Raw genomic sequence first — 18,321 nt, 5'->3', positions numbered from 1 at the left:
TCCGGCCAAAAGGTCCGGCCGGACATCCCTCGCTGATCAGTGACCTCGGCCAAGTCCTTCCGTCGGCACCAGTCCCGACGGTCCTTCTTCAACCGCATTCCTGCCGAGCAGTGCCTCGATGTCCTTGCCGAAGGCAGCCCTGATGTCCGCCCCCAGTCGCAGCCACCCGAAAAACCGGGCCGTCTCCCTGGCGAGTTCCTCACGGCGCAGCCCGGGTGACTCGGACAGCACCCCCAGCAGGGCCAGCTGCCGCTCGGCCGGGGGAACGTGCGAGACCTTCTTGCGGTCGAAGTCCTCGCTCGGCGTACGGGCCGTCGTCACCTCGCGGTCCGGCAGGTCCCACGCGGTTCCCACTCTCACCGCGAGTTTCTTGTTGCCCAGTCGCGTCAGTGCCTTGCGCACACTGGCCTGCACGATCTGCCCGGCTCGGTCCAGGTCCCAGGCTTCCCGCACTCTGCCGATCAGTACTTCTTCCTCGACGGGGCCCTCGACCGAAATGATGTGACGAGTAACTTCCGCCACCAGGCCGAGCGCCTCGGGCTCGCGGAGATCGATGCTGCCGAGCCCTGCCTGCATGCCCAGGACACGCCGCAATTCATACAACTCCTCGCGACGCATGGCGCGGTACGGCCGGCTCCACGTGGAACGGTCTGATTCCTCGACGGGGACGATCGCCACGCCCGGCGTCACCGGCTCGGGCACCGTGGCCGTGACCGGCTCCACGACCGGTGCATGAGGGTCGACGGCGCAGGCTGCCTCGACCGCCTCGCGCAACCGTCGCTGCGCGTCCCTGCGGTTGCGATACCAGTCCGTGCCCCAGATCCGGTGCAGGTTCCAGCCCAGGCCCCGCAGGATCTCCTCCCGCAGCCGGTCGCGGTCGCGGGCCGCGCGGGAGGAGTGGTACATCGCGCCGTCGCACTCGATGCCGAGCGCATAGGAGCCGGGGGCTTCGGGGTGCCGTACTGCCATGTCGATCCGGAAGCCCGCCACACCCACCTGGGGCTGCACGTCGTAGCCCCAGCCGCGCAGTGTGTCGAGCACGTCCTCCTCGAACGGGCTCTCCGGCGCGGCGTCCGCGTCGGGCGCGGTCGTGGCCAGGATCGCGGGACCCCGCTCCGCGTACTCCAGGTAGCGCTTGAGGTGCTGGACGCTCTTGTTCGCGCTGTCCGGCAGGTCGGTGCCGTGGAAGGACGCCACGACCTCCACCCGGTGCCGCGCCCGGGTCACGGCCACGTTCAGTCGCCGCCAGCCGCCCTCACGGTTGATCGGGCCGAAGGAGGAACGCAGCTTGCCCTGTGAGTCGGGGCCGTACCCGACCGACAGGATGATCACGTCGCGCTCGTCGCCCTGTACCGTCTCCAGGTTCTTCACGAAGAATCCGCCCAGACGGTCCTCCGTGAAGTAACCGTCGAGGTCGGGCCGGGACTTGCGGGCCTCGGCGACGGCGTCCTCGACGGCGTCCGCCTGCGCCTTGGAGAGTGTGACGACGCCCAGGGTCAGGTGCGGCCGCGTCGAGAAGTGGTGGATGACCCGCCCGGCCACCAGCTCGGCCTCGCGCACGTTGTCGCGCTTGCTGCTGCGGTCGTACACGCCGTCGGCCTTGTGGAACGCGACGCCCACGTCGTGGCTGTCGGTGACCGCGCCCGGGAAAACGACCATGGAGTTGTCGTAGAACTCGTGGTTGCTGAAGGCGATCAGGTTCTCGTGGCGGCTGCGGTAGTGCCAGCGCAGTGACAGCTCGCGCAGCACACCGCTGGCCTTGCAGGCGTCCAGAATGGACTCGAACGAGTCGGGCACCTCCTCGTCCCACTCGTCGTCCTCCTCCGAGTCGCCGCCGGCGCTGAAGAACGACGTGGGCGGGAGCTGCCGCGGGTCACCCGCAACGATCAGGGCGTCACCGCGGTAGACGGCGTTCACGGCGTCCTGCGGAAGGACCTGGGACGCTTCGTCGAAGATCACCACGTCGAAGTGGAAATCGGACGGCAGGTACTGGCTGACCGTCAGAGGGCTCATCATGAAGCACGGCTTGAGCCGCTGTACGACGTCCCTGGTCTCGTCCAGGAGCCGCCGCACCGGCATGTGCCGTCGCTGCAGCTTCGCCTGACGACTCAAGATCGCTGCCTGGCCCGTCGTCGCCCGGCGGGGGCGTCGTGCGTTGCAGGACTCGATCACCGTCGCGTGGGCGGCCTGCACCAGGCCGCGGTCCAGTCGGCGGTAGCGCTCCACCACCTGGTCGCGGTCGGTGGCCCGTACCACCGCGAGACGGCTGTCGGACGCCAGCTGGTGCTCCACCCAGGCACGCAGCACGGTGCGCTCCACGGCCACGGGGAACAGGGAGGCCGGCACCTCACGGTCCGCGAGCTGTGCCGGCAGGTCCTCCAGGCCGTAACGGCTCAGCACCTCGTGGGCCTCGGCGGAGCGGAGCCAGGCATCGGGGCCGTAAGGATCGTCAGACATGCGGCCGAGGAGCGTCCGTGCCGACGGGAACCCCGCCTCCAGCTCGGTACGGATCTCCGCGGCCCGGACCGGTGTGAAGTGGTCGATGAGGACCTCCGCCCGCTCCAGCCAGTCGCGGTTGCGGCGCTCCACCGACGAGTCGGGCGCCGTGTGCAGCAGCAGGCGTGCGGCCTCGGGTCCCAGAGAGGCAGCCGATCCGGTGACGGAAGCGGTGCGTCTGACGCCGAGGGCCCAGTCCAGGGCACGGTGGACGGTCTCCCGGGAGGTACGCACCCCCTCGTACAGATCACCGAGCAGACGACGGTGCTCCGCCTCGGCGCTCAGGAAGTCCTCCTCGGCCGCACGGGCCGCCACCACGGCCGCCACGGAGGAGCGGGCACCGCCGAGGGACAGCCAGTCCGCACCCCCGTCCTGGGAACCCGTGGCACGCGCCACCGAGTGGATCAGGGAAGCGGCTTCGTCGAGGGGATCGAGGTGGGCGCGTAGCCAGGCCGTTCCCTCGGGGAGGGAACGGGCCCGCAGACCGGGGGCGGCTGTGGTCAGGGCGGGGGAGTGCGTGAAGGCCTTCCATTCGGTGCACTCCGCCCGCAGGCGGGCGGCCGTCTCCAGCAGTCCAGGAAGGGCGGGTCGCTCGGCGCAGAGGGCACGGACGGGAGCGCTGCGCCGGACAGGATCCGCCAGGACCGACCCGGCCAGCCGGTGGGCGTCGGCGGCGGCGGCGAGCGCCGCGGCCAGCGGGGCGGTGCGGGGACGGCCGTCCGGCGCGTACTTGCCCAGGAGTTCAGCAGTCCCGAAAGCGGAGGACTCCGCCCCGGATCCATTGCCGCTGGACGACAGCCGCACTGCCCTGTGCAGCAGGTCGTCCTCCACCGCCGTGTCGCCCTCGGTGTCCGGGCGGTCGTCGAGACGGGTGTCCAGACTCGCGTACCAGGTGCACAGCAGTTCCCGGTCGTGGGCCTCCCGGGCGGTGAACACCGCATCCTCCCGCTGCGCCGTGTGCGCCGCGGTGACCGCCGCGCGCGCCGAGGCGAGGGTATGGCCCGTTGCCCCGGGGAACTCCCGGCGGCCGACGGACTGGACCGTGTCGATGAGCCGTACGGCGTCCTCCAGCGCCGGCACATGGGCGCGCAGCCACTCGGCGGCCGCCGCCGGTCCGAAAGGGGCCAGGTCCGTGCCGTGCTCACGCAGCCGCGGTTCCCGTAGCGCCGAGCTCCACGTGCTCAGGTCGTCCTTCAGTCGCTTGCCCCACTCGGACAGGGCGGGGTCGGGAGTGGACCCGTGGGCCAGCTGCGTGACCAGACGGGTGCGGCGGACAGGGTCGGCCACCACGTCGGAGGCGAGCCGGTGGGCGTCCTCGGCCTGGCGCAGCGCGCCGTCCAGCGCGTCCAGATCGGGCAGCTCGTCACCTGCGTATGCGGCGAGCAGCTCAGCGTGTTCGGCCACCGCGGCACGTACAGCCCCGTGCGCCTGCTGCCAGGCCGCTGCCTTGCCCATTTCCGCCTGCAGCCTGCTGTTCCAGGACCCCTCGGTGCTGACTCCGCCGACAAGTCTCCGGTCGGCCCGAACCTGGGAGGACAAACCCGCCCCGAAGCGTCGGCCGTTCTCCGAGAGGCGGCGCACCGCGTCGGTCAGCCCCTCGGTGCAGGGCGTGTCGGAACCGAACACCCCCTGCGCTTCCCGACGGGCCAGGTCGAGGACGTCCATGAGGCGGTGCAGCGCGTCCACGGTCCGGCGCACCTTGGGCAGCACGGCCGGATCGAACCAGGCGGCCGGAGCCCGGTGGACGTGGTCGGCCAGTGCGGCCAGATCGGTCACGGACCGCGTCGAGGAAGCAGTGTCGGATGGTTCGCAACCCAGCAGATCCGCCACGCTCACCGCGCACTTCGCGGTTCCCTCCAGCATGTCGGCGAGGGCGCCCCAGTGGGAGGCGAGCGAGTCGGCCTCGTCCCGGCCGATGACCGTGAGATCGGCGCCGGACGGCTCCAGAAAACCGAGCGCGGCCTCCGCCGCCTCCGGTTCTCGGGGCAGGTGGGAGGGCATGTCCGCCCAGCCCGGACCCGCTTGCTCCCGTGCCGTGGTCCGTGCCGCGATCGTGTGGTCACGGCGGGCCTCGAACTCCCTCAACGCGGTCGCCACAAGATCGAGGGCCGCCTGCTGGGCGGCGGCGAAACCCTCCGGAGTGAGCCACGCCTCCAGCGGGCGGTGCGGGACGCCGGACAGGTCCGCCAGATCACACAGGCTCGTCGCCTCGGCCAGCGAGCGCGGTTCGTCGACGCCCAGGGACCGGGCGAGTTCGCGTGCCGAGGAGGTGGCGCTTCCCAGCAGGTCGGCGGCCTTCCCGAGGTCCCTGCTGAGGTCTTCCGCCTGCCGCTCGGTCAGTCCGGTCAGATCCAGACCCCGCGGCTCGAGGGAGACCAGAGCCTGCTCTGCCGTCGGCGGCTCGGGGCGAAGACGCGGGGACATCTCCTGCCAGCGGTCACCCACCAGATCCTGTGCGGTCTGCTGGGCACGCCGCACGTGGCGCAGCGCGTCGAGGAAGGACTCGACCGGATCGGTCACGACGTGCGCCATGTCGGCTTCGGTGAGCCACCATTCGGGCACGGGCAGTCGTTCGTCCAGGAGGCGGAGCAGCTGGACAAGACGGTCGATCTGTTCCGACGTCGTGAACTGCGCGTCCTCCGGGGCGAGCGCTCCATAGCCGTCGAGAGCGGACAAGAGCCCGTTCAGGGCCGTGCGCGCCTCTTCCAGCGCGGGGCCGGGGTGGGGCCGGTCCGTGCGCAGTCCCCGCCACGGAAAGCCCGGGTCGGCCACCGCCTGCCAGGAGTCACCGACGGCGTCGGCGGCCTTGAGCACGTCGGCCAGGTCGGCTGCGGACAAGGAGGAGGCGTCGAACCGCCGGGGCGAACCGTCACTGGGAGCGGAGAGATAGGCGACCGGGGCATCGTCGAGACGACCCACCTGGCCGATGACATCGTGCAGGGTGCGGCCCAAGGGCTGGCGTACCTCGTTCATGGCGTCGGCGTAAGCGGACAGCGCCACGCGGTCGAGGCGTGCCTGGGCCTTTTCCTGGTCGGGGAGCCCGGTCGCCTGGGGCTGTTCGGAGAGCGCGCGGCCCAACTCCTGCGCCACGGCCTTGCGGCTGGTGTTGCGGCTGTGCAGGGCGAAGGCGTAGGAATCCAGGCCCACCGACTTGAGCCGCTGCAGCACGACGTCCAGCGCCGCAGCCTTCTCACTGACGAACAGCACACTGCGGCCGGCGTGCATCAGCCCTGCGATGATGTTGGTGATGGTCTGGCTCTTGCCGGTACCCGGAGGGCCGTCGAGCACGAACGACCGTCCCGCCACGGCAGCCGCGACGGCCTGCCGCTGCGAGGTGTCCGCGTCCAGGACCAGCGGAGTGTCCTCCGGAGGGGCCAGCTCGTCGACTCGCTCTGCCGGCACCTCCTCGAAGTCGAAACGGTCGGAGGCGAGGGCGCTTCCGGGTCCGATCGCCACCGCACGCACGAGGTCGCTCGCGAGGAGCCGGTCCTCGTTCTCGAGCAGGTCCCGGTACATGGCCTCCTTGTGGGAGGCGAAGAGCGCCATGACGGCCCGCTCCTCCACCTCCCACAGCGACTTGCCGGACACGGCGTTACGTACGGCCTCAATCACCGCGGTCACGTCACGGCAATCGGTCTCCGCGACGGACGCCCAGTCGATGCCGAACTGCTCCAGCTTGATGGGCAGCGCGGGATTCAGTCGCGGATCCTCGTCCTCGTTGGCCTGGAGGAGCACCTGCCCGGTGGGCGTCCGTACGATTTCCACCGGGAAGAGGATCAGAGGAGCCTGGCTGCTGGTGGTGGCTCCGTCCTCACGCCAGTGCAACATGCCGACACCCAGGTGGAGGGTCCACAGGCCGTAGTCGTTGAACACCTGGGACGCCTTGGAGCGGAGGGACCGAAGCGCCTTCTGCAGGGCGGGGGCCGTGGTCTTCTGCGTGACGACGTCGTCCTCGTCGGGAGGAGGGCACTCCTGCTCCTCGCCCTCCGGGGACACTTCGTCCGGGAGCGGCGCGAAGCGCAGCGCGCGCTTCTCCAGCAGTTTGACCAGCTCCGGCGGCGAGGGCGCCGACAGTTCCAGCGTCGAGGCGCGGTGCCTGAAGTTCAGCAGCCGGTTGCGGCCGCTGAGGTCCACGAGCGACGTTCGCCAGCCTGCCAGGATCGTCTTGAGACGTTCCAGGTCGCTGCCGCCCCCGAATGCACCCGGAATGATCGTCACACTGTCCCTGCTCTCACGTCGCACAACTCGAACCCGACAGGGGAGAAGGACAGACGTCTTCCCGGGGCACGGTGACGCGGGCAGGCCCGGCGTTCTCCGAATGATCCCCTCCGTGCGACATGTTCGCCTTGTCGCACTCGCCCCCCACGGACGGACGGATTCTATGGTCACGCCACGGAAATCAGAAGTGCACCCGGTGTTCGCGCCTCCCCAGGTGCCCGTCATCCACCTGAGACCGGCTGCCTGTGTGTCTTCCACTTCCGCTTCGGCTGCGTCGGGGCGGCCCGTACGGGCATCACCGACCTGCCGGGCCGGCACCCGCGCTGCGGAGGCGCCCTGACCGCCGGACAGCGGGCGATGGACGAGGGGACGTCGAACTCGCGGCCGACGGTGTGGTTGAGCAATGAGTTGCCTGGCGCCCGCCGCCCTCCCCTCCCTCCACCCCTGCCGAATGCCCCCGCACGCGCCGAGGGCCCGTATCCGCTCAGCGGACCGGGCCCCTCGACGTCGTACCCCGGGACTACCGTCCGGCCAGCCCCAGTTCCAGGGCCAGTTCCAGGTCCGGTCCCAGCTCCAGCCTCGTCCCCGTCGCCTCCGCGACCGTCCGCGTCACCGTCTTGGCTGCCGCCGCCCTCGCCACGCCCACCCGCGACTCCCGCCACAGCCACAGCACGTCCCGCCCGAAGGACCACACCAGCAGGGCCAGGGCCAGCGCCGCCACCGCGAAGTTGCCGGCGTACGGGAGCAGGTCCGCGCCGGCGACCAGCAGGCAGATGCCCTGCAGCGCGGCGACCGTCTTGCGGGCGAAGGACGGGGGCAGCGCGGCGTTGAGCCAGGGGGCCACGCGGGCCGCGGCGACGAAGGCGTAGCGCATGCCGCCGATCAGGAGGACCCAGGGGCCCAGCTCCATGGAGACGTACACGCTGAGCACCAGGATCAGGAACGCGTCGACCTCCATGTCGAAGCGTGCGCCCAGGGCCGTCGAGGTGCCCGTGCGCCGGGCCACCTTGCCGTCCACGCCGTCCAGCAGCAGGGCCACGGCCGTCAGGCCGACCAGCAGGGACACCGGCGGCGCGCTCACGAAGGAGTCCGCCACCAGGGCCGTCACCCCGCCGACCAGGGTGGCCCGGCCGAGGGTGACCCGGTTCGCCGGGCCGAACGTGCGCAGACCCGACCGGTGCAGCGCCCGTGAGAGCACCGCCCAGGTGGCCACGGCGAAGACGAGGCCGGTCACCCAGCCCGCAGGGCCCATGCCGATCGCCGCGCCGAGCAGGGCCAGTACCAGGATCTGTACGCCCGCTCCCACAGCGGTCTCCTGCTGGACCAGCCTTGCGTCGTAAGTGTTGTTCAGGGCCACCGCACATCCTCCGGCCAGGTGACAGAGTCGATCAAGGCCGCGTACTGTGCGCGGCCTGTGCACACCTCGGTACGTGAACAAGTTCCCGAACGTTCAGGAGGACGCCGATGAACCGCACCGCACGCGCGTTCTGGACCGGTTCGCCGGGCCATGGCGAGATCCGTGACGTGACCCTGCCGGACCCGGCGCAGGACGAGGTCGTCGTCCGTTCGCTGTACTCCGGGATCAGCCGCGGCACGGAGACCCTCGTCTTCCGCGGCGGGGTCCCCGAGAGCCAGCACGCGGTGATGCGGGCCCCGTTCCAGGAGGGCGACTTCCCGGCGCCCGTGAAGTACGGCTACCTCAACGTGGGGGTGGTGGAGGAGGGGCCCCGGGAACTGGCCGGGCGTACCGTCTTCTCCCTCTTCCCGCACCAGACCCGCTTCGTCGTCCCGGCGAGCGCGGTCACCGTCGTACCGGACTCGGTGCCCGCCGGACGGGCCGTCCTGGCCGGCACGGTCGAGACGGCCGTGAACGCGCTGTGGGACGCGGCGCCGCTGGTCGGCGACCGGATCGCGGTGGTCGGCGGGGGCATGGTCGGCTGCTCGGTGGCCGCGTTGCTCAGCCGCTTCCCGGGCGTGCGCGTGCAGTTGGTGGACGCCGATCCGGCACGGGCGCGGACCGCCGAGGCACTGGGCGTCGGCTTCGCCTCGCCCGAGGAGGCGCTGGACGGCTGCGACCTGGTCGTCCACGCCAGCGCCACCGAGCAGGGGCTCGCCCGGTCCCTGGAACTGCTGAGGGCCGAGGGCACCGTCCTCGAACTGAGCTGGTACGGCGACCGCAAGGTGTCCCTGCCGCTGGGCGAGGCCTTCCACTCCCGGCGGCTGGTGATCCGCAGCAGCCAGGTCGGCACCGTCTCCCCCCGCCGCGCGAACCGTAGCTACGCCGACCGGCTGGCCCTCGCCCTGGAACTCCTCGCCGATCCCGCGCTCGACGCCCTCGTCACCGGGGAGAGCGCCTTCGACGAGTTGCCGGAGGTGATGCCCCGGCTCACGAGCGGGGCGATCGCGGCCCTGTGTCACCGCGTCCGCTACGACAAGAGCGCCTGACCTGAGAAAAGAGTCGGAACCGGCTGAACAAGGGGAAGCCGGGAGCCGTACTACACGGCACCCCGGCGGTCGATGGCCGGGGGATCAGACGCGCCGCACCTGGAGGGTCGTCCGTTGTTCAGTGTCACGGTCCGCGATCACATCATGATCGCCCACAGCTTCCGCGGCGAGGTCTTCGGACCCGCTCAGCGCCTGCACGGAGCGACGTTCCTCGTGGACGCCACCTTCCGCCGCGAGCAGCTGGACGACGACAACATCGTCGTCGACATCGGCCTGGCGACCCAGGAACTGGGCGCCGTCGTCAGCGAGCTGAACTACAGGAACCTCGACAACGAGCCCGACTTCGCCGGAGTCAACACCTCCACCGAGTTCCTCGCCAAGGTCATCGCCGACCGGCTCGCCGAGCGGATCCACAAGGGCGCGCTCGGCGAGGGCGCCCGGGGCATCGCCGGCCTCTCCGTCACCCTGCACGAGTCGCACGTCGCCTGGGCGAGTTACGAGCGTGCGCTGTGACCGACGTGACGATGGAGAAGGCCCCGCTCGCCTATCTGCCCGCGCAGCCGGCGGCCCCGAAGACGGGGCTCCCCGGAGCCCCGAAGACCGAGGCCCCCGCGGCCCCGAAGACCGGGGGGATCATCCCCATGTCCCTGCGCTCCGTGCACTTCGTCATGCCGGGCGGTGTCGACGACCCGGCGAACCCCAGCGGCGGCAACGCCTACGACCGCCGCGTCTGCCTGGACCTCCCCGGCTTCGGCTGGCAGGTCCACCAGCACCGGGTCGCCGGTGAGTGGCCCCGCCCGGGTGCCGCCGCCCGCGCCGAACTGGCCCGCACCCTGAGGGCGTTGCCCGACGGCACGGTCGTCCTGCTGGACGGGCTGGTGGCCTGCGGCGTCCCGGAGATCGTCGTACCGGAGGCGGAACGGCTGCGGCTCGCCGTCCTGGTGCACCTGCCGCTCGGTGACGAGACCGGTCTCGACCCGGTGCTCGCCGCCGAACTCGACGCCAGGGAAAGGGCGGTGCTGCGCGCCGTCCCCGCGGTGATCGCCACCAGCGACTGGGCGGTCCGCCGTCTCGTCTCGCACCACGGCCTCGCCCCGGACAAGGTGCACGACGCCGCACCGGGCGCCGACATCGCCCCCCTTGCCTCCGGCACCGACGGCGTCTCCCGCCTGCTGTGCGTGGCCGCGGTGACCCCCCGCAAGGGCCAGCACCGGCTGATCGAGGCGCTGGCCTCGGTGACCGACCTGCCGTGGACCTGCTCCTGCGTGGGCGGCCTGGGCCAGGACCCGGAGTACGTCGCCCACCTGCGCGGTCTCATCCGCAGGTACGGCCTCCAGGACCGGCTGGAGCTGGCGGGCCCCAAGGCGGGCGCCCAGCTCGACGCCGCGTACGCCACCGCCGACCTGATGGTCCTCACCTCCTACGCCGAGACCTACGGCATGGCGGTCACCGAGGCCCTCGCCCGCGGCATCCCCGTCCTCGCCACCGACGTGGGCGGTGTGCCCGAGGCGGTCGGCCGCGCCCCCGACGGCGGCGTCCCCGGCATCCTCGTGCCGCCGGAGGACCCGGCCGCCCTCGCCGCCGAACTGCGCGGCTGGTTCGGCGAGGCGGACGTGCGGCGCCGGCTGAAGGCGGCGGCACGGGGCCGGCGGGCGGCTCTGGGCGGCTGGGCGAGCACCGCCCAGCGCCTCGCCGGCGTCCTCGGCCGGCTGCCCGGCGAACCCCGGAGGGCGGCATGAGCAAGACCACGGCGACCCCGGCCGACCCGGCACGGCGGAGCGAGCGGACCCCGGCCCGGCCCGCACCTCGGGAGGTGTCCTCGGACATGGAAACGCAGATATCCGGCGTCATCGCGGGCGCCGGCCCGGTGACCCGCCCCGGCGAACGGCCGACCGTGCGGCTGCGGGAAGGGGACGGTATCGAGGACGGCACGGTGCAGGAGCCGCCCCGCTACGCCCCCGAGTGGCTGCGGCTGCGCGAGCCCGCCGACGCCGCCGCGCGGGCGGCCGACCTGCTGGACCCGCTGCGGATCCGGCTGGCCAACCTGCCCGGCCGCACCGGCGGACTCGTCGTGCACGACCTGGGCTGCGGCACCGGCTCGATGGGCCGCTGGCTCGCCCCCCGACTGGACGGCCCCCAGCACTGGATCCTGCACGACCGCGACCCCTACCTGCTGCACTTCGCGGCCGTCGGCTCCCCGCGGGCCGCCGCCGACGGCAGCCGGGTCACCGTCGAGACCCGTCGCGGCGACGTCGCCCGGCTGACCCCGGACGCCCTGGTCGGCGCCTCGCTGGTGACCGCGTCGGCCCTGCTGGACGTCCTCACCCGTGAGGAGATCGACACCCTCGCCGCGGCCTGCGCGGGCGCCGGCTGCCCCGCCCTGCTGACCCTCTCCGTGGCCGGCCGCGTCGAACTGACCGCCCCCGACCCGATGGACGAGGAGATCACCGTCGCGTTCAACGACCACCAGCGGCGCGGCGGCCTCCTCGGCCCCGACGCGGTCACCGCGGCCTGCGAGGCGTTCGCCGACCACGGCGCGACCGTGAAGGTGCATCCCAGCGCCTGGCGGCTCGGCCCCGACGAGGCCGCGCTCACCGCCCAGTGGCTGCGCGGCTGGGTCGGCGCCGCCGTCGAGGAGCGCCCCGGCCTCGCGGCCCGCGCCGAGACCTACCTCGCGGCCCGGCTGGCGGCCTGCGCGGCCGGTGAGCTCCACGTCACCGTCCACCACAGCGACCTCCTCGCCCTGGCCCGGCCCACGGGCGGCGTCTGATGAGCGCGGAGACGGCGGGCGCGCGCGTCCCGGTGCCGGCGCGGTGCGAGCGGACGACCGTACGACGGCCCCGCCGCGACGACGTCGCGCGGGCGGCCGTGCACCTGCTCGCGTCCCGCACGGCCACCGCGGACGTGCCCCCGGCCGGTACGGCGGCCGTGCACGTGCCCCCGTCCCGTACGGCGGCCGTGCACGTTCCCGCGGCCGGTACGGCGACGGTGACGTCCCCGGCACCGGCCGGCCCCGCCGTCTCCGAGGACCGTACCGGCGCGGTCGTGACCGAGCCGGCCCCGCGGCCGGGCGCGCGTTCCCGGTTCGCGGCGCTGCGCACCCACGGCGGCACCCTCGCCGGGGTCCTGATCCTCGGCGTCCTGCTGTGGCGGATGGGCACCGGCCCCGTCGTGGACGGGCTGCGGCGCATCGACGCCGCCACCCTGCTCCTCGGGCTCGGCATCGGCGCCGTCACCACCGTGTTCAGCGCCTGGCGTTGGGCGCTGGTGGCCCGCGGCCTGCGGATCCGGCTTCCGCTCGGGCCCGCCGTCGCCGACTACTACCGCTCGCTGTTCCTCAACGCGGCCCTGCCCGGCGGCATCCTCGGCGACGTGCACCGTGCCGTGCGCCACGGGCAGAGCACCGGCGACGTCGGACGCGGCGTGCGGGCCGTCGTCCTGGAGCGCACGGCGGGCCAACTCGTGCTGGCCCTCGCCGGAGTGACGATCCTGCTGATCCTGCCGTCCCCCGTCACGGCGGACGTACGGCACTTCGCGCCGCTGGCCGGCCTCGGCGCGGTCGGCGCGCTCGCCGTCGTCCTCGCCGTGCGGATGAACTCCTCCGCGGCCCGCCGGGGCGGACGGATGCACAGGGCGCTCGCCGAGGCGCGCGAGGGACTGCTGTCCCGGCGCAACGGACCGGGCGTCGCCCTGTCGTCGGCGGTCGTCCTGGCCGGGCACCTGGCGACCTTCGTCGTGGCCGCCCGCGCGGCCGGCTCCGCCGCCCCGGTCCTCACACTGCTGCCGCTGGCGGTCCTCGCGCTGCTCGCGATGGGCGTGCCGCTCAACGTCGGCGGCTGGGGCCCCCGCGAGGGCGTCACCGCCTGGGCGTTCGGCGCCGCCGGACTCGGCGCGGGCACCGGGCTGGCCGTCGCCGTCGTGTACGGGGTGCTCAGCTTCGCGGCCGCGCTGCCGGGCCTCGCCGTCCTCGTCGCCCGCTGGTGCAGGGGGCCGCGGGACGAGGCCCGGCGGGGCGAGGACCTGCGGGGCGAGGACCGGCGTCCGGTGTCCGGCGCCGTCGTACCGGAGGCGGAGCCCGGCGCCGCGCGTTACGCGGGACCGTCCCCGGAAACCTCCGCGGTGGTCCCGGACGTCAGTATCGAGAAATACGTTCCGAAGGAATCCGTCAGGCTCGACAGGAGTTCCTTCCCCTTTTCCGCGGACCCCAGGGAGGGACGGCCGATGACGCCCGAATCGGTATAGGCGGACATTCCCAGCGTGAGCAGATGGCGGCGGTCGTCCGCGGTGAAATCGGCGGACTCGTAACCGGGCCGGACGAGTTCGGGACGGGTGTGCAGCAGGATCGAGGTCTCGATCTCCCCGGCGTGCATGTCGGTGAGCAGCGACGTCGACACCCCGGCCGCCGTCCGGGCCGCCTCCCAGTCCTCCGGGGCCGGGAAGAGCGCCATCCGCTCGCCGCGGGCGGAGGACTCCTGGACGACGTTGCCCAGGACGTAGTTCCCGCCGTGTCCGTTGACGAGCACCAGGGCCTCGACGCCCGAGCGGCGCAGTGAGGCCGCGATGTCCTGTACCACCGCGTGAAGGGTGACGGCGGAGATGCTGACGGTTCCCGGCCAGTCCGCGTGCTCGTGCGAGCAGGCGATGGTCACCGGAGGGAGGAGGTGCACCGGATACGCGGCGGCCACCTCCCCGGCTATCGCGCACGCGACGAGCGTGTCGGTGGCCAACGGCAGGTACGGTCCGTGCTGTTCGAAGCTTCCGACGGGCAGCACCGCCACCTGGACCGGTACGTCCGCGCCGCGCGACCGCACGTCCTCGGTGGTGTCCGCCGGCACGAGTCCGTACGCCTCCGCCGTCCGCATTCCCGAACCACTCATCTTTTCCCGGCCTTTCGTCTCTGCTTAGGAACCAGATCATGACAGACAAATTTGGCGTGCTCGGCAAGAAGTCCCCCCAGCGCACCGGTGTGGAACGCGTGGTGAATGCACCGCTGCCCACCGTGTACGGCAAATTCCAGGCGATCGGTTACCTCGACCACGACCGCGGCGACGAGCAGGTGGCCCTGGTGTACGGCGATCCCGGCACCGAGAACGTGCTGACCCGGCTGCACTCGGAATGCCTCACCGGTGACGCGTTCGGCTCCCAGCACTGCGAGTGCGGCGACCAGCTCGAGTCGGCGCTGCGGGCCGTCGTCGCCGAGGGCCGGGGCATCGTCGTCTACCTGCGCGGGCACGAGGGCCGGGGCATCGGACTGCTGGGCAAGCTGCGGGCGATGGCGCTCCAGGCGGAGGGCCTGGACACCGTCGAGGCGAACGTGGCGCTGGGCTTCCCGGTGGACGCGCGGGACTACAAGGTGGCCGCCGACATCCTGCGCGACCTGGGCGTGCGCTCCGTCCGCCTGATGTCGAACAACCCGCGCAAGCGGGAGGCGCTGGTCGGCAACGGCATCCAGGTCGCCGAGGAGGTGCCGCTGCTGATCGAGCCGTGCGAGAACAACATCACGTACCTGCGCACCAAGCGCGAGCGGCTGGACCACCGCCTGCCCCACCTGGACGCGGTCGCGCACTGGTCCTGAGCGCACGGGTCCTGAACGCACGGACCGTGGGCACACCGCTCCCGGACGAGCACGTGCTGCGGGCCGTCGCGACGGACAGGGGTCGCGACGGCCGGCGCGCATGACGGGCCGGCCGCACGACGGGCCGGCCGGGGCGTGCGAGGCGGGGGACCGGGGCGTGCGGGGCGGGGGACCGGGGCCACGACCGCCCGACGGTCAGTCCCTGACCGCTTCGTGGACCAGCCGCTTGAGGTCGGGGTACAGCTTCAGCGACCTCCTCGGCCGTACCTGTGTGAGGAACTGGACGGTGAGGTCGCGGCTCGGGTCGACCCAGAACGTCGTCGTGGCCACCCCGCTCCAGCCGTAGGTGCCGAGTCCGGAGGGGGCCTGGGTGCGCTCCGGGTCGATCACCACGGAGACGCCGAGGCCGAAGCCGACGCCGTCGTTGCCGGGCTCGTCGTGGGCGGGGCGGCTGCCGACCGTGCGCAGGTCGGCGCCGCCCGGCAGGTGGTTGCGGGTCATCAGGTCCACCGTCGCGGGCTCCAGCAGGCGTGTGCCGTCGAGTTCGCCGCCGCGGCGCAGCAACTCCATGAAGCGGTGGAGGTCGTACGCGGTCGCCACCATGCCGCCGCTCCCGGACAGGAACCGGGGCCGTCCGGACAGGGGCAGTCCGGGGATCGGCTCGATCCCGCCGTCCTCGGTGTCGCCGTACAACTCCGCCAGCCGGCCGGCCTGTTCGCCGCCGACCTGGAAACCGGCGTCGGGCATGCCGAGCGGACGGAAGATCCGTTCGGCGAGGAACTCGTCGAGCGGCCGGCCGGAGACGACCTCGACGATCCGGCCCAGGACGTTGGTGGCCACCGAGTAGTTCCACTGCGTGCCGGGCTCGAACTGGAGCGGCAGACGCGCGTACGCCTCGACGGTCCCGGCCAGGTCCGAGCCCGGCAGCACCGCCGACTCCAGCCCGGCCTCGCGGTACCGGGCGTCGACCGGGTGGCAGTGGTAGAAGGCGAAGGTCAGGCCCGCGGTGTGGGTCATCAGGTGCCGTACGAGCATCGGCTGCTCGGCCGGGCGGGTCTCGAGGTCCGCGCCGGAGCCCCGGACGTACACGCGCTGGTCGGCGAAGGCCGGCAGGTGCGCGGCGACCGGGTCGTCGAGCGAGAGCCGGCCCTCCTCCACCAGCATCAGCGCGGCGACCGAGGTGACCGGCTTGGTCATGGAGTAGATCCGCCACAGGGTGTCGGACTCGACGGGGAGTCCGGCGGCGATGTCGCGGTGGCCGCGGGTGGTGAGGTGCGCGACCCGGCCGCCGCGGGCGACGGCCACGAGGAAACCGGGCAGGCGCCCCTCGTCCACGTAGTGGGCGACGTGCTGGTCGAGGCGGTCCAGCGCCTTCCCGTCCAGCCCCACCTCGCTCGGATCGACCTGTTGCCGCAGCTGTGCCATCGCTCTCCTCCGGTGCGTTCGATCAAGGCCCGGTCCGGCATACCCCGACGGAACGGCCTCAGACCTCATCGTCGCCCAGGGACGGCGGGAAGGGACCCCTTTCGACGGCGTGAACGGGCTGTTCCGCGTCGCCCGGACCGGCGGCGGGAGGCACCGGCCGGGCTGCCCGGTCGTCACCGGCGTGGCGGCAGGCGGCGGTGGGCTGCTCGTGGGCGTGCGGGCCGAACGCGCCGTCGTCGCGCTCCGGCACGGGCAGCCGGCGTTCGGCGGGCTCGTGCGGGGTGAGGAAGGCGCGGGTGAGGCCGAGCGGCCGCACCTGGTCGGGCAGCGGTGCACCACGGGGAGCGGGCCCGGCCGGGATCGCCGGCCGGGCCCGCCTTCTTCCGGGAGTGCCGCCCGGCCGGGCCTACTGCTTCGCCGACTCGACGGCGTGGCCGCCGAACTGGTTGCGCAGGGCGGCGATCATCTTCATCTGCGGCGAGTCCTCCTGGCGGGAGGCGAACCGCGCGAACAGCGAGGCCGTGATGGCCGGGAGCGGCACCGCGTTGTCGATGGCGGCCTCCACGGTCCAGCGGCCCTCGCCGGAGTCCTGTGCGTAGCCGCGCAGCTTGTCCAGGTGCTCGTCCTCGTCGAGGGCGTCGACCGCCAGGTCGAGCAGCCAGGAGCGGATGACCGTGCCCTCCTGCCAGGAGCGGAACACCTCGCGGACGTCGGTGACCGAGTCGACCTTCTCCAGCAGTTCCCAGCCCTCGGCGTAGGCCTGCATCATGGCGTACTCGATGCCGTTGTGGACCATCTTCGAGAAGTGCCCGGAGCCGACCTTGCCCGCGTGGACATAGCCGTACGGGCCCTCCGGCTTGAGCGCGTCGAAGACCGGCCGGAGCCGGTCGACGTGCTCCTTCTCGCCGCCGACCATCAGGGCGTAGCCGTTCTCCAGGCCCCACACACCGCCGGAGACGCCGGCGTCGACGAAGCCGATGCCCTTGGCGCCCAGTTCCGCGGCGTGCTTCTCGTCGTCCGTCCAGCGGGAGTTGCCGCCGTCCACGACGGTGTCGCCGGCCTCCAGGAGGCCGCCCAGCTCGTCGACGACGGACTGCGTGGGGGCGCCGGCCGGGACCATCACCCAGACCGTGCGCGGCGCTTCGAGGCTCTCCACGAGTTCGGCGAGGCCGCTCACGTCGGACAGGTCGGGGTTGCGGTCGTAGCCGACGACGGTGTGGCCGGCGCGGCGGATGCGCTCGCGCATGTTGCCGCCCATCTTGCCGAGACCGATCAGACCCAGCTGCATGTCAGTGCACTTCCTTCAGTTCGCGGTAGGCGGCCACGAGGGCCTTCGTGGAGGGGTCGAGGCCGGGGACGTCGGCGCCCTCGGTCAGGGCGGGTTCGACGCGCTTGGCGAGGACCTTGCCCAGTTCCACGCCCCACTGGTCGAAGGAGTCGATGTCCCAGACCGCGCCCTGGACGAACACCTTGTGCTCGTACAGGGCGATGAGCTGGCCGAGCACCGAGGGCGTCAGCTCGCGGGCCAGGATGGTGGTGGTGGGATGGTTGCCCGCGAAGGTCTTGTGGGCCACCAGGTGCTCGGGCACCCCCTCGGCACGCACCTCGTCGGGGGTCCTGCCGAAGGCCAGCGCCTGCGTCTGCGCGAAGAAGTTCGCCATCAGCAGGTCGTGCTGCGCCGCGAGGTGCCCGCTCAGCTCACCGACGGGACGGGCGAAGCCGATGAAGTCCGCCGGGATCAGCTTCGTGCCCTGGTGGATCAGCTGATAGTAGGCGTGCTGCCCGTTGGTGCCCGGCGTGCCCCACACCACCGGCCCCGTCTGCCACCCGACCGGCCGGCCCGCACGGTCCACCGACTTGCCGTTGGACTCCATGTCGAGCTGCTGCAGATAGGCGGTGAACCTCGACAGGTAGTGGCTGTAGGGCAGCACCGCGTGCGACTGCGCATCGTGGAAGTTGCCGTACCAGATGCCCAGCAGGCCCAGCAGCAGCGGGGCGTTGGCCTCGGCCGGAGCGGTGCGGAAGTGCTCGTCGACCAGACGGAAACCGTCCAGCATCTCGCGGAAACGGTCCGCACCGATGGCGATCATCAGCGACAGGCCGATCGCCGAGTCGAACGAGTAACGGCCCCCCACCCAGTCCCAGAACGCGAACATGTTCGC

General features: G+C 72.5%; 11 protein-coding genes and 2 pseudogenes. 6 read left to right on the top strand and 7 right to left on the bottom strand.

The window, feature by feature from the left end:
• Positions 1 to 36 precede the first annotated feature (36 nt).
• The gene (locus tag ACIP5W_RS07325; protein ID WP_401468060.1) at positions 37 to 6,714 is read right to left on the bottom strand and encodes a DUF3320 domain-containing protein; all 6,678 of its coding nucleotides are present in this window, start codon (positions 6,712 to 6,714) and stop codon (positions 37 to 39) included.
• 520 nt (positions 6,715 to 7,234) lie between these two features.
• Complete coding sequence (locus ACIP5W_RS07320; protein ID WP_401468057.1) at positions 7,235 to 8,071, bottom strand: CDP-alcohol phosphatidyltransferase family protein; 837 nt, start codon at positions 8,069 to 8,071, stop codon at positions 7,235 to 7,237.
• A 107-nt stretch (positions 8,072 to 8,178) separates the two neighbouring features.
• Between ACIP5W_RS07320 and ACIP5W_RS07315 the strand changes: the two genes are divergently transcribed.
• The 5 genes and pseudogenes from ACIP5W_RS07315 to ACIP5W_RS07295 all read left to right on the top strand — a co-directional run.
• Entirely contained in the window at positions 8,179 to 9,159 is a 981-nt protein-coding gene (locus ACIP5W_RS07315) for a zinc-binding alcohol dehydrogenase (RefSeq protein WP_401468054.1), read from the top strand.
• Between the two features lie 114 nt (positions 9,160 to 9,273).
• Positions 9,274 to 9,672 (top strand): 6-pyruvoyl trahydropterin synthase family protein, encoded by a 399-nt coding sequence (locus ACIP5W_RS07310; RefSeq protein WP_401468051.1) that lies wholly within the window; start codon positions 9,274 to 9,276, stop codon positions 9,670 to 9,672.
• Positions 9,669 to 10,898, top strand: coding sequence for a glycosyltransferase family 4 protein (locus ACIP5W_RS07305; RefSeq protein WP_401468049.1), 1,230 nt, complete (start codon positions 9,669 to 9,671; stop codon positions 10,896 to 10,898). Before ACIP5W_RS07310 ends, ACIP5W_RS07305 begins: the two co-directional genes overlap by 4 nt.
• A gap of 86 nt (positions 10,899 to 10,984) precedes the next feature.
• Complete coding sequence (locus ACIP5W_RS07300; RefSeq protein ID WP_401468955.1) at positions 10,985 to 11,929, top strand: class I SAM-dependent methyltransferase; 945 nt, start codon at positions 10,985 to 10,987, stop codon at positions 11,927 to 11,929.
• Positions 11,929 to 13,098, top strand: a pseudogene (locus ACIP5W_RS07295) (lysylphosphatidylglycerol synthase domain-containing protein); the annotation flags it as partial. The gene ACIP5W_RS07300 and the pseudogene ACIP5W_RS07295, both read left to right, overlap by 1 nt.
• Positions 13,099 to 13,247: 149 nt before the next feature.
• Here ACIP5W_RS07295 and ACIP5W_RS07290 read toward each other — a convergent pair.
• Entirely contained in the window at positions 13,248 to 14,036 is a 789-nt protein-coding gene (locus tag ACIP5W_RS07290; RefSeq protein ID WP_401468046.1) for a creatininase family protein, read from the bottom strand.
• A 38-nt stretch (positions 14,037 to 14,074) separates the two neighbouring features.
• Between ACIP5W_RS07290 and ribA the strand changes: the two genes are divergently transcribed.
• On the top strand, positions 14,075 to 14,734 hold the full coding sequence (ribA, locus tag ACIP5W_RS07285) for a GTP cyclohydrolase II (RefSeq protein ID WP_401468043.1): 660 nt from the start codon (positions 14,075 to 14,077) through the stop codon (positions 14,732 to 14,734).
• A gap of 195 nt (positions 14,735 to 14,929) precedes the next feature.
• Here ribA and ACIP5W_RS07280 read toward each other — a convergent pair whose 3' ends face one another.
• The 4 genes and pseudogenes from ACIP5W_RS07280 to ACIP5W_RS07265 form a co-directional block, all read right to left on the bottom strand.
• The gene (locus ACIP5W_RS07280; protein ID WP_401468040.1) at positions 14,930 to 16,159 is read right to left on the bottom strand and encodes a serine hydrolase domain-containing protein; all 1,230 of its coding nucleotides are present in this window, start codon (positions 16,157 to 16,159) and stop codon (positions 14,930 to 14,932) included.
• Between the two features lie 58 nt (positions 16,160 to 16,217).
• Entirely contained in the window at positions 16,218 to 16,475 is a 258-nt protein-coding gene (locus ACIP5W_RS07275) for a hypothetical protein (protein ID WP_401468037.1), read from the bottom strand.
• A 90-nt stretch (positions 16,476 to 16,565) separates the two neighbouring features.
• Positions 16,566 to 17,447, bottom strand: a complete 882-nt coding sequence (gene gnd, locus ACIP5W_RS07270) for a phosphogluconate dehydrogenase (NAD(+)-dependent, decarboxylating) (protein ID WP_401468035.1) — start codon at positions 17,445 to 17,447, stop codon at positions 16,566 to 16,568.
• A gap of 1 nt (position 17,448) precedes the next feature.
• Positions 17,449 to 18,321 (bottom strand): annotated as a pseudogene (locus ACIP5W_RS07265) (glucose-6-phosphate isomerase); the annotation flags it as partial.

The sequence above is a fragment of the Streptomyces sp. NPDC088766 genome (assembly GCF_044750845.1).
Classification (GTDB): domain Bacteria; phylum Actinomycetota; class Actinomycetes; order Streptomycetales; family Streptomycetaceae; genus Streptomyces.
Note: the sequence above shows the minus strand (reverse complement) of the source record. Positions and strands in the feature narration are given on the sequence as shown.